The 12298-nt window shown below is 61.4% G+C and carries 11 protein-coding genes; 6 read left to right on the forward strand and 5 right to left on the reverse strand.

The features are described 5' to 3' along the window. Window positions 1-64: 64 nt before the first annotated feature. The 4 genes from JF539_RS02750 to JF539_RS02765 form a co-directional block, all read right to left on the reverse strand. Window positions 65-1372, reverse strand: a complete 1308-nt coding sequence (locus JF539_RS02750; protein WP_207138821.1) for a helix-turn-helix transcriptional regulator — start codon at window positions 1370-1372, stop codon at window positions 65-67. Window positions 1373-1904: 532 nt separating this feature from the next. Beyond that, window positions 1905-2153 carry an exodeoxyribonuclease VII small subunit gene (locus JF539_RS02755; RefSeq protein ID WP_207138822.1) on the reverse strand — a complete coding sequence of 83 codons (249 nt, stop codon included), beginning with the start codon at window positions 2151-2153 and terminating at the stop codon, window positions 1905-1907. Between the two features lie 206 nt (window positions 2154-2359). Next, entirely contained in the window at window positions 2360-3289 is a 930-nt protein-coding gene (locus JF539_RS02760) for a histone deacetylase family protein (protein WP_207138823.1), read from the reverse strand. A gap of 612 nt (window positions 3290-3901) precedes the next feature. Further along, window positions 3902-4897 (reverse strand): L-threonylcarbamoyladenylate synthase, encoded by a 996-nt coding sequence (locus tag JF539_RS02765; RefSeq protein ID WP_207138824.1) that lies wholly within the window; start codon window positions 4895-4897, stop codon window positions 3902-3904. A gap of 220 nt (window positions 4898-5117) precedes the next feature. On the opposite strand from JF539_RS02765, the gene JF539_RS02770 reads away from it, so the two are divergent. From JF539_RS02770 to JF539_RS02780, 3 genes are read left to right on the forward strand one after another with little or no spacing between them, the layout of a single operon-like run. Then, the gene (locus JF539_RS02770) at window positions 5118-6899 is read left to right on the forward strand and encodes an acyl-CoA dehydrogenase (RefSeq protein ID WP_207138825.1); all 1782 of its coding nucleotides are present in this window, start codon (window positions 5118-5120) and stop codon (window positions 6897-6899) included. Window positions 6900-6923: 24 nt separating this feature from the next. Then, window positions 6924-7667 carry a crotonase/enoyl-CoA hydratase family protein gene (locus tag JF539_RS02775; RefSeq protein WP_207138826.1) on the forward strand — a complete coding sequence of 248 codons (744 nt, stop codon included), beginning with the start codon at window positions 6924-6926 and terminating at the stop codon, window positions 7665-7667. Window positions 7668-7717: 50 nt separating this feature from the next. Then, complete coding sequence (locus JF539_RS02780) at window positions 7718-8581, forward strand: SDR family oxidoreductase (RefSeq protein ID WP_207138827.1); 864 nt, start codon at window positions 7718-7720, stop codon at window positions 8579-8581. Between the two features lie 66 nt (window positions 8582-8647). On the opposite strand, the gene JF539_RS02785 is transcribed toward JF539_RS02780, so the two are convergent. Further along, window positions 8648-9211: an NADPH-dependent FMN reductase gene (locus JF539_RS02785; RefSeq protein WP_207138828.1), complete on the reverse strand. Its 564-nt coding sequence runs from the start codon at window positions 9209-9211 to the stop codon at window positions 8648-8650. 137 nt (window positions 9212-9348) lie between these two features. On the opposite strand from JF539_RS02785, the gene JF539_RS02790 reads away from it, so the two are divergent. From JF539_RS02790 to JF539_RS02800, 3 genes are all read left to right on the forward strand, one after another. Beyond that, window positions 9349-9723, forward strand: a complete 375-nt coding sequence (locus JF539_RS02790; protein ID WP_207138829.1) for a winged helix-turn-helix transcriptional regulator — start codon at window positions 9349-9351, stop codon at window positions 9721-9723. A gap of 168 nt (window positions 9724-9891) precedes the next feature. Continuing rightward, entirely contained in the window at window positions 9892-11406 is a 1515-nt protein-coding gene (locus JF539_RS02795) for an ankyrin repeat domain-containing protein (RefSeq protein ID WP_207138830.1), read from the forward strand. A gap of 64 nt (window positions 11407-11470) precedes the next feature. Next, the gene (locus JF539_RS02800) at window positions 11471-12277 is read left to right on the forward strand and encodes a mechanosensitive ion channel family protein (RefSeq protein ID WP_207138831.1); all 807 of its coding nucleotides are present in this window, start codon (window positions 11471-11473) and stop codon (window positions 12275-12277) included. Window positions 12278-12298 lie beyond the last annotated feature (21 nt).

Here is a 12298-nt window from a genome sequence, read left to right on the forward strand (position 1 = left end):
TCTCTTTTTTGCCGGCCCTTTTTTGCAGGATTGGCGTCCTTAAGCCGAATTCTATGTGGCCGCCCTAAAACAGGCCCGAGATCTTGTGGACGAGTCTGGCAAGCTGCAGCTGTGTGTGCATGCCGGTCTTCTCGTAGATTCTGCGCAAGTGTGTCTTGGCGGTATTGCGCGTGATGCCGAGCTGGGCGACCGTATCGTTCATCGACCCGCTCATCGTCAGGTTGCGTGCCAGACGGGCCTCCGACTGCGACAGGTCGTACTGATCCTGAAGAACCTGCTCGATGTTTTCCGGCAGGTAGGCCATTTCCCGCACGCGGATGAGCAGCCGATGCCCGGGACCGGTGGCCCTCGTCTGGTCGGGCATGGATACGGGCTGGATAACGATGCGCTTCAACGCTCCGTCCAGCCCGCGAAGGCAGGTCGAAAAATAGGGCTCTTCGGTCGCACCGGTGGGCGGCGCGGAGCTCGGGAGGGCTGTGTCCTGCGCAGGTGAGCGGGACGCCGGATCGAAGCTTTGGAGATAGGATTCCGCCTGCTTGTTTTTGAAGACGAGCTTGCTTTCGCGCAGCACGGCGAAATCCAGGTATTTTAATGCCTCGATACCCGTTTCGGATTGGGCAAGTACGTGGCCAGCCCCGTCTATGAGAACGACCGAGCCCTCCACGGCAGTGAGCATCGTTTGATGAATGCCGCTTTCGTGCCGTTCCTTCTCGATTTCGTAAAACGTGCTGAGTCCAGGCGTCATGGCCTGGGTAATCGTGCGGAAGATCTCCGTCGCGGCAGAGGCATCTATCGTTTCCGGCGTGTGCTCCGTGAAAATGCATGCGAACAGGACCGTCACGGTTTCGCTTCGCCAGACCGGCGAGATCAATCCGGGCGCGTTGCGGAGCGTTTTGAAATCGCCGCAGGCGTCGTTCCGACCCGTTTCTCCGCCCTCTGGGGATTCAGGAAGGGCGGGAGGCAAGGTGCTGATCTTCTCCGACAGGCCCCGGTCCAGACAAATCTTGCAATAGGGATAGAATAGGGCCGCCTCGGTCAGCAGAAACTCAAAGACGTTCCTGCCGCCGTCGGTCTCGATTTGCCGAAAGAGCCGCCTCAGATCGCTCGCCGGGCCCTGTCCGCCGAACTGCGCCGTTGGCTGGCCCGTCGTATCGTACTCGGCCAGGAAGGTGCGGCAGCCGAGCTTTGAATCGATAAGGTCCAGAGCGCTCAGCCAGACATCAGGTTGTGTTGTTTGGCTGACAACAATTTTTAGTAGTTTGTTTTCGTCTGTTGTGCTGAAACGCATCATAATGTTTTGTGGTGGTGGACTTTTACATTGCCATCTTGCGGACTTGTAAGTTTTACTAGCAATTCGACGAGGGAAAATCAATCGAAGGTCGGTAATACAAACGACAAGCCAGCGGAGCTTGTCTACGGTACGGACACATAACGTTGTACGTTCAGGTCGCTCGGGAAACCCGGCGGGTTTTCAAGCTTTCACAACGCAGGAGACAGTCGTTTCCTGAGCGATCCGGAGAACACCAATCGGGCGTCGAAATGCCGCGTCAAAGTCTTTGACCTATGCGAAAGCATAGCTCTGAAGCTTTTCCTTGCTTTTCTGTGCCCGATTGACGCCTGAAAGCACAATTTTACGAGGCCGTACCCTGGCCACATTTGGAACCTCTTCGATCAGGAGAGCGACGGCGGCCGATCTGGTCTGTCACCGCGCATCTTCGTTGGCCTGAGCGGAAGCAGAGCGAACCCGCCCTTTATCAACCGCCTGCCGGAGCAGAAGGCAAAGAATAGGGGATACGCTTGCGATTGGCCTATGATCTGAATCACACCCCGAAAAGGGGGAAAGGCCGCCTGATAATGCGGTTCACCGGACAGGCGGTGCGGGGCGCGATCGAAAGTCTACGGTATTACTGGGGATCAAGTTCGGCGGTTCCGCCGGGAGCGCCGTTCTGGTCGAGCTGGATCTTTTCCACTTTCGCCTCGGCGGATTTCAGAAGGGCGTCGCAATGTTTGCGCAGGGCGTCGCCGCGCTCATACATGTCGATGCTGCGCTCAAGCGGCACATTGCCCTGTTCCAGTTCGCGCACGATCGTTTCAAGCTGCTTGAGAGCCTCTTCGAACGAAAGGCTTTTGATGTCGCTTGCGGCGTCGGTCATCGATGAAGTCCCTTGTCCTGGAACGGTGGCGCCCGGTTGGGCCATTCGCTCGGTAATGTCTGGCACCGGTCCAGCCGGTTGGAGCCCGTCTCCCGTTCTGCGGCACCAGGTCACTGAGGGAAACTTGCGGGACGCGCCGCTGAGGTCAAGGCTTCAATCGGCCATAAAGCCATTGATCCCCGGCGTTTTGTTTTCCCGACCGCGTTTCAGCCGGTCATCAGCGTCAAGACATGGGCGGCAACGGAACGGGCCAGGCCCTCAAGATCGTATCCGCCTTCCAGAATGGAGACCACGGCGCCGTTGCTGTGTTTGTCGGCGACGTCCATCAGGGCGCGGGTCGCCCAGGCGAAATCGGCTTCCACCAGATTGAGGCCGCCCAGCGGATCGCGGGCATGGGCGTCGAAACCCGCCGAGATGATGACCAGTTCCGGAGCGAAGTCCTCGAGCCTCGGCAAGATGGCGATGTCAAAGGCTTCCCGGAAAGCCGCGCCGCCTTCGCCAGGAGCAAGCGGAGCATTGACGATCGTGTTCGCTTCGCCGGTTTCCGAAGCGGCTCCCGAGCCGGGATAAAGCGGCATCTGATGCGTGGAACAGTACATAACGGTCGCATCGTCCCAGAAGATGTCCTGGGTGCCGTTGCCGTGATGCACGTCGAAATCGATGATTGCTACCCGGCCAAGCCCGTGCACGGCCTGTGCGTATCGGGCGGCGACGGCGGCATTGTTGAAAAAACAGAAGCCCATCGACCGTTCTTTCTCCGCGTGGTGCCCCGGCGGGCGGGAGGCGGAAAAAGCGTTGTTCACCTTTTTCGTCAGCACCTCGTCCACGGCCCGGCAGGCACCGCCGGCACCCCGCAAGGCCGCTTCCCAGGTCCCCGGAGACATGGTCGTGTCCGCATCAACCCTGGCGGTTCCCTCCTCGGGGGCCAACCGGTGCAAGTGGTCGACATAGGACATGGGATGGGCGCGGGCGATGTCTTCCAGCGTGCCGACGGGAGCAAGGTCGCGTTCGATCGGCTGAAACTTTTCATGCTCCAGAATCCGGTCGATGGCGCGGATGCGGTCCGGACGCTCGGGATGTCCGACGGGGGTAAGGTGGTCGAGATAAGAAGAGTGGTGCAGAAGCAGAGTGGACACGAGGCGTTTCCGGAAAATTGTGATTATTTATTGATCTGAAGCCATCTGAGCGGCCCCCGGCAAATCTGTCAATTACAGATAGGTCTAATCCGGATGTGCGCGGAAACCGCAGATTTCGGCTCCGATGGTCCCGGTTGAAATCGGTTGTTGCGAAGGGGGGGCAGTTTGGAGCGCCGGGCCACACAAAAAAGGGGGCCGGCTGGCTTGCCGGCCCATTTGAAGGTGCGAGCACCGCAATGCCCGAGGGGAGGTCCGCTGCATCTCAATTACGAAGAATAAACTACGCGATTCTTTGCCGGGAAAGCGAGCTGTTTACCGTAATCGGCTTGCGGGGCTGTGTTGATAAGAGAGATTCCAGACAGGAAGGCGCTGCGCCTACTGTGTAAAATGCTTAGGTGCATTTTAGGTCATGTCTGGCGCGCTGCTTGACTGCGAGCGGCGAATATTGAAGCTGCTGCGACTAGACTTCAATTCATGAGCGTTCAAGCTGGAACATAAGTCCTTTTGCAGAGTTGCTGATTTTTCTGGCTTTTTGTTGGTCTGATGAAATTCACGCCAATTTGGCGACGGCGCTGCGCAAGCCGAGGCGATGCGAAGGCGGCTGTCCGGCGGTCAGGGCCGTGGCGCTGCCGCGCGCCGTAAACGGTCGTTGATTGCTTCACCGAGGCCAAAGCTGGGGATAACCTGGACCCGGATTGTCCCGGAACCGCTGGAATCAAGCGTTCTCATGGCCAGAAACAGGTTTGCGGCCGCTTCGGTCAAGTCTCCGCGAGGGCTGAGGTTGAACTCGGCGAGCGCATTTGCGGCGCCCGGAAGCCGGTCCGGCCCGAAAGAGAGAAGGGCGTCGCCCGGCTCCGCCTCTTGGGCATTGAGGACAAGCGCGGCTCGCGGCGCGTAGTGAGATGTCAGCATGCCGGGGGCCTCCGGTGCTTCCGGATCGGCGCCGGTGTCCGCTTCCTGAAGCTTTGCCCCCAGAATGCCTTCGATGTCCTCCCGAGCAAGACCGCCCGGACGCAGCAGCCGGGCGCCGTCGCCCGTCAGGCCGACAATGGTGGATTCAATGCCGACCGTGCAGGGGCCTGTATCGATCGCGACGCTCAACGACGGACCGAGATCGGCAATCACGTCCTCCACGCGGGTCGGGCTTACCTTGCCGGACAGATTGGCGCTCGGCGCCGCCAGCGGCCGGCCGGTCCTCTCGGAGAGAAAGCGCATGACCGGTCCGGCGGGCACACGAAGTGCGACGCTTTGAAGGCCGGACGTTGCCAGATCGCAGATCGGGGATGCCGCTTTCTTCGGAACCACCAGGGTCAACGGCCCGGGCCAGAAGGCTTCCGCGAGCCGGCGGGCCATGGCGTCGAAGTCGCCGTGCGCTTCCGCCGCCGCTAGGGAAGGCACATGAGAAATCAGCGGATTGAACTGGGGCCGGCCCTTGGCTTCAAAGATCCTGGCGCAGGCCGTCGCGTTGGTCGCATCCGCCGCGAGGCCGTAGACCGTCTCCGTGGGGACGGCGACCAGTTCGCCGCGCAACAGGGCTGCGCAGGCGGCATCGGCTTCTGGCGATGTCCGCCAGTCCGGCTTTTCCACGTCGAGCGTCCAGCGCTGCATGTCCGCTACTTCTTCCCCTCTACGGCCGGCTCATTGACCAAAAAGATAACCACCTGCCGCGGCGATATGGATTGACGTTAACGTCAACAAGGCTATTGTCCTGTCTCAACGCCGTCTTATGTGCCTTTTGCGGATTAGCATTGCTGTCGTCAAGGCATGAAAAAAGCAACAAGCGCTGTTGAACCGGGCCGCCAGTGGCCGGTTTCTGGGAGGATTATGGATGTACCGTGCACCTGTCGACGAAATTGCCTTTACCCTGAAGCATATCTGCGGTCTGAGCGACCTGCAGGCCAAGGCGCGGCACGCGGAGTTGAGCGACGATCTGGTGGATGCCATCCTGACCGAGGCCGGCCGCTTCGCTTCCGAGGAGATCGCGCCGCTCAATGCGGTTGCCGACAAGCACGGAACACCGCTTGCGAACGGCGCTGTGTCCACGCCTCCGGGGTGGCGCGAGCTCTATCATGCGTGGATCGAGGGGGGCTGGAACGGGCTTTCCGCGGCGCCGGAGGCTGGTGGCCAGGGCCTGCCCCACATGCTGTCGGCGGCGACCATGGAAATGTGGAACTCCGGCTCCATGGCGTTTGCCATCGGACCGACGCTGACCATCGGCGCGATTGAAGCTCTCGAGAAACATGCGTCCGACGACCTGAAGTCCAAATACCTGGAGAAACTTGTGTCCGGGGAATGGATGGGCACCATGAACCTGACGGAGCCCCAGGCGGGCTCCGATCTCAATGCCCTGAAAGCCAGGGCGGAGCGCAACGGCGACGGCACCTACAGGATATTCGGCCAGAAGATCTTCATCACCTATGGCGATCACGATCTGACGGACAACATCGTCCATCTGGTTCTGGCGCGCCTGCCTGACGCGCCCGCCGGCACCAGGGGCATCTCGCTTTTTCTGGTTCCAAAATTCTTCGTCGGCGACGACGGGGCGATCGGCGCGCGCAACGATGTGCGCGTGGCCGGTGTCGAACACAAGATGGGCATTCACGGCTCGCCGACCTGCACCATGATCTACGGAGACGATGGCGGAGCGACAGGCTGGCTGATCGGCGAGGAGAACCGGGGGCTCGCCTGCATGTTCACAATGATGAACAATGCCCGTCTGGCCGTCGGCATCCAGGGGCTTGGCGTGGCCGAACGGGCCTATCAGCATGCCTTGACCTACGCGATCGAACGCAAGCAGGGCAGGGCGCCGGGAGAGACCGGCGACGGCATGAGCCCGATTGCGCGCCATCCGGATATCAAGCGTATGCTGCTCGCCATGAAGTCCCGGACCCAGGTTGCCCGCGCGATCTGTTATGCCTGCGCCCATGCCATAGACATGAGCCATGCCGCGGAGGATCCCGCGGACAAGACGTTCTGGGTCGATCGGGCCAGCTTTCTGACGCCGATTGCCAAGGCGCTGTCGACGGACTTCGGTGTCGAGGTGGCTTCCCTCGGTGTCCAGATCCACGGTGGCATGGGCTTCATCGAGGAAACGGGCGCCGCCCAGCATCTGCGCGACGCCCGCATCGCCCCGATCTACGAAGGCACCAACGGCATTCAGTCCATCGACCTGGTGATGCGCAAGCTCCCCCTGTCCGGCGGCGATCACGTAAAGGGCTTTATCGGTGAACTGAAAGCGGTGGCCGAAGAGGTGGCCGCTTCCAACAGGCCGGAGTTCGGCGCGACGGCGGAACGGCTCGCCGCAAGCATTCAGGACCTTGAGGCCGCAACGGACTATATGCTCTGCGCACAATCGGACGGCAGGGTCGCGGACGCCCTGTCCGGCGCGACGCCTTACCTGCGGCTCGCCGGGTTGGCCCTGGGCGGCGCCTTGCTGGCCAAAGGCGCCCTGCGCTCGGCCGGTGAACCGGCGGCGCGGCTCGCGGAGCGCACGTTGCTGGCGCGGAATTTCTGCGAGACGATCCTGGGCGAAACGGCGGGTCTGAAATCGGACATTCTTCTGTCCGCCCAGTCCATCCAGGCCTTCGACGCAGAAGCACTTGCGTCCTGACCCCTCCGGCAAGAGAGACCGCTCATGATCCGTATCAGCCTTGAAGACGGCGTCCAGACCCTGCGTCTGGACCGGCCGGAGAAAAAGAACGCCCTCACCGGGGCCATGTATACCGAACTCGCCGAGGCGCTGGAAAGCGGCAACGGCGACGAAAGCATCCGCTGTCACCTCATTTGCGGTCAGCCGGAAGTCTTCACCGCCGGCAACGATATCGGTGATTTCCTGAGCTATGCCGGTAAAACGGGTTTGTTGGGAACGCCAGTGGCGCGCTTCCTGCGTGCGCTCGTGCGAAACGAAAAGCCGCTTGTGGCCGCGGTGGATGGGCTCGCCATCGGCATCGGTACCACCATGCTGATGCATTGCGACATGGTGTTTGCAAGCCCGCGCACACTGATCCGGTCGCCCTTTGTGGATCTGGGACTGGTGCCGGAAGCCGGGTCGAGTCTGCTCGGGCCGCAGCTCATGGGCCATGCCCGCGCCTTTGAACTGCTCTGTCTCGGCAGGGCGTTTTCCGCCGAAAAAGCGCTCCAGACCGGACTGGTGAACGAAATTGTCGAGGACGATGTCGACGCTGTCGCCCTTTCCTGCGCCCGGGAAATCGCGGCGAAACCGCCCGAAGCCATGGCGCTTTCCAGAAAGCTGTTGCGCGGCGACACGTCGGTCCTGTCGGAACGGGTGGAAGAGGAAATCAGGATCTTCGCCGAACGTTTGAGCGCGCCGGAAACAATTGCCGCCTTCGAGGCCTTCATGACGAAGAAAAAGACCTGAACGCCTGAGAAAACAATGTCGCCTTGCGGCGATACCCTGGAGGAAATATCATGTCCCTGAAGGGCAAGACCCTGTTCATCACCGGAGCTTCGCGCGGCATCGGCAAAGCCATTGCGCTCAAGGCTGCAAAGGACGGCGCGAATGTCGCCGTCGCCGCGAAAACCGCGGAACCGCATCCGAAGCTGGAGGGCACGATCTTTACCGCCGCCGAAGAGATCGAGGCCGCCGGCGGCAAGGCTCTGCCGGTCGTGCTCGACGTGCGTGACGACGAGGCGGTGAAGGAGGCCATGGACCGGACGGCGGACCATTTCGGCGGGCTGGATATCGTCGTCAACAACGCCAGCGCTATCCAGCTGACACCGCTGGCCCAGACCGACATGAAGCGCTTCGATCTGATGCACCAGATCAACACGCGCGGCACGCTGGCCTGCTCCAAGCATGCGATCGAGCATCTGAAGGCATCGGACAACCCGCATATCCTGATGCTGTCGCCGCCGCTCGACATGAAGGAAAAGTGGTTCGCACCCTACACCCCCTACGCGATCGCCAAATACGGCATGAGCCTGGTGGTTCTGGGCCTTGCCGGTGAACTGCGCTCCAAGGGGATCGCCGTCAACGCGTTGTGGCCGCGAACGACGATCGCGACGGCTGCGATCAAGAATATTATCGGCGGCGACAAGATGATGCGGCAGAGCCGCACGCCCGACATTCTGGCCGACGCCGCCTACGAGATATTCACCTCGCCATCTAAGGACCTCACGGGCCGGTTCCTCATCGACGACACCTTCCTGGCAAGCCGGGGTGTCACGGATTTCGACAAGTACCGCGTCGATCCGACCCTTGCCCTGGCCCCCGACTTCTTCGTGCCGGACGACAGCGAGGCGCCCTGCGATCTGGGGCCGGTCAAGGGCTGAAGCTCGATCTTGAGAACTCTGAACGACGAACCGCCGGCCGTTGGCTGGCGGTTCTTCGGGTCATGATCAGCGCATGGTCTTGAGCGCGGTGGCCCACTTGGCGAGCTCGCCGAGCATGAGGGAGGCGCCTTCCTTCATCTTGTCGTTTGGCGTGAACTCGCCGTCACCGCCGATATGCTGGGTGAAGAAGGGGATCGGAACGACCTGCGGCAGGGCGACCATCTGCAGATTGGCCATGAGTTCGCGCAGGGGCTGGGCCGCTCTCAGGCCTCCGGAGACATGGGCGTAGCTGACGATGCCGGCCGGCTTGTAGTTCCATTCCTTGGCAAGCACCTGGATGGCGTTGACCAGGGAGGCGGGCGGAAAATAGTCGTATTCGGGCGTGACGAAAACATAGGCGTCTCCGTCCGCGATGATGCTGGCCCACTTCTTGGTGTGATCCTTGGTGTATTGCTGCATGGCCGGGTGGTTCGGCTCGTCAAGCAGCGGCAGACCGATGTCGGCCAGATCGACGGCCTCCACCTCGAATGCGCCCTGGGCCTTCGCTTCCTCGACCGCCCAACCGGCAATTTTCGGTCCGACGCGGCCCGGGCGCGTGGACCCGGTGATGACTTTCAACTTGAGTGACATGGTAGTTTCCTGAGGGAAATGAATTCTGGGAGGACAGTTTCCAAAAGATACCTGGGTATCGACTGGAAACTGGCGATAAAGTATGCGAGACTTTCAAAAAGGCAAGACGGCACTTTTTGGAAACCGAGGTATCCCCGATGAAACCGCTTCCCCGCCACCAGGATCCCCGATGCGTACCCGTCCGCAGGCTCTTGCAGACAATCGGCAGCAAATGGTCGACACTGGTGGTCCTTCATCTCGAGGCGGACTCGAAACGGTTTTCCGAGCTGAAAAGAGCAATCGGCGGCGTCACACAAAAGTCGCTCACATCGACGTTGCGGGAGCTGGAGAGGGACGGTCTGGTGGAGCGGGTGGTGACACCCACGATCCCGCCGCGCGTGGATTACGCCCTTACCCCCCTGGGTCGGACGCTTCTCGACCCCATCAAGGCCTTGACGAGCTGGGCGATTGAGAACAACGACGCGGTTCTTGCGGCACGGGCACGATACGAGCGGCTGAACGAGGCCGCTTGAGAGAAGAGTTGAAAACAGGATCTGGATGATGCAGGCTTCGCGGGCCGATGAGGGCGGCAGCCGGATCCGCGGAAAGCGAAAGCACCCTGACTTCCAATCATATTGCCGGTTTTTCACCTGCGCCCGAGACCAGCGGATCGCCCGGGCATTCGAACCAGGAGAAAAGCCATGTCTGACGGCAAGTCATCCACTCTTGAGCGTTTCAAGCGATCTGCCCGTGTGCTGAAAAAGGCCTACGCGGAAGGTGAGGCGCAGGCACTGGCGCGCGTCGCCGCGCACACGCTGCCCGACAAGTCTCTGAAGCATGCGGATTTTCTGCATGTCATTGCTTGCGAGGCCGGTCAGGATAGCTGGCCGAAACTGAAATTCGCCCTGGAAACCACTGCTATGAACCGGCGTGAGCGGGCGGAGCGCCTCAAGATCGCGCTTTTTCACGGTCAGCACTGGGTTACGGAAAAGCTCCTGGCCGGAGAGCCGGACCTGAAGGATGACGATTTCGGTCTGCAGATCGCTCTCCTGGACCTGTCGGCTGTGCATGCGGTTCTTGCGGCGGACCCGTCCGCGGCGGTGCGGACGATTGGTGTCCGGTCTCCGATTCTGCATCTCGCGTATTCAAGGGAGGTCCATCGAAGCCCGGAAAAGGCCGAAGACATGATGGCGATAGCCGCGCTTCTGGTCGCAAATGGAGCCGATGTCGACGACGGATACGCTCAGCGCCCCGGAGAAGGCAAACTGTCCGCCCTTTACGGAGCGTTGTGCCATGCCGACAATTACGAACTGGGCCGCTGGCTGCTGGAGCGGGGCGCCAACCCCAACGACAATGAAAGTCTCTATCACAGCACGGAACTCGAACACTCCCGGGCTCTGAGGCTTCTGCTTGACTTCGGGGCGATACCGGATGGCACCAATGCCCTGCCGCGCGCGCTCGATTTCGAGAGTGAGGAGAAAGTCCGGCTGCTGCTCTCAGCGGGCGCCAGTCCCAATGTCACGGAGCCGGACCTTCCCGGTGGGATGCCCATGAACTCGATCCCGTCGCTTCATCACGCCATCCGGAGGGGCAGGTCGGCCCGGATTGTCGACCTGCTTCTGGAATTCGGTGCCGAGGCCAAGGCCGTTTGGTGCGGGCACACAGCCTATGCGACCGCGCTGATCTACGGCAACGGACCGGCCGCCAGGTTCCTCGGGGAGCGCGGGTACGCAAGCCCGCTGTCGGACACCGAGAGCGTGCTGGCCGGATGCGCCGAAAGCCCGGCCCAGACCGGACGACTCGATCCAGCGCATCTAACAAAAGCGGACAGATGCCTTCTCACCGAACTTGCCGCAACTCCGGGGCGGCTGGAGCATCTCGAGGCGCTGGTGCGGTCCGGGTTCGATCCCGACATGACGGACCACATGGGATTGTCGCCGCTGCAGATCGCCGGGTGGAACGGCCTGGTGCCGGAGATGGCCTATTTCCTGTCGCTCGGGCCGGACCTGACGCGCAAGAACGGCTATGGCGGAGACGCTCTGGACACGGTCGTCCATGGGGCCGAGTTCGCCCCGAAACGGCCGGAGGCCGATCACATCGCCTGCGCCCGGCTACTGCTTGAAGCAGGCAGTGTTCTATACCCGGCGTATATCGCCGGGTGTGGCAACGAAGACATGGCGGCGTTCCTTGAGGACTGGCGCGACACTCGACGCTAGCAAGTGCATTCCGGCGCTGTTAAGACTCCCGCAGGGGAAATTTTGTTTGGACGGAGGCGATTTCATGGAAGAAGCGATGGGTGAGTTCAGCGCGTATACGCCGTTGATCATTAACGCGGCGAAAGCCGTTATTGTCCTGATAGTCGGCTGGATTCTGGCCGGTTTCCTGTCCGGGATGGTCAGAAGAAGGATCGTCAGTCATCCGCGGATCGACGACACGATCGGTGGCTTCGCCGCGTCGATCGTGCGCTGGCTGGTGCTTCTGGTCACGCTGATCGCCGTCCTTCAGCTCTTCGGCATTCAGGCGACCAGCCTCGTGGCTGTCCTTGGCGCCGGCACATTGGCGATCGGGCTGGCTTTGCAGGGCACATTGAGCGACATCGCCGCCGGCGTCATGCTGATCATTTTCCGGCCCTACAAGCTCGGCCAGTTCGTCGACATCGGCGGAACCTCGGGCACGGTGAAGGATCTCAACATCTTCGTCACCGAACTCGTGACGCCCGACAATGTCCAGATCATTCTGCCGAACGGCAAGGCCTGGGGAACGGTGATCACCAATTTCTCCGCCCATTCCACCCGGCGCCTCGATCTGAGCTTCGGCATCGACTACGGCGACGATGCCGACAAGGCCATCCAGATCGTGCTGGACGTGGCCGGCGCGGACGAACGCGTCCACAAGGATCCCGAACCCTGGGTGCGCGTGACCAATCTCGGCGACAGTTCGGTCGATCTCGGCGTGAGGCTCTGGTGTGACGCCGGAGATTACTGGGAGCTCAAGTTCCACATGCTCAAGACGGTCAAGGAAGCTTTCGACGCCGGCGGCATTTCCATTCCGTATCCGCACTCGGTGGAAATCCAGAAGGCCGGGTGAGGGCGCCGGCCCGGGACAGAG

The sequence above is a fragment of the Roseibium aggregatum genome (genome assembly GCF_017309185.1).
GTDB classification, from domain to species: Bacteria; Pseudomonadota; Alphaproteobacteria; order Rhizobiales; family Stappiaceae; genus Roseibium; species Roseibium aggregatum_B.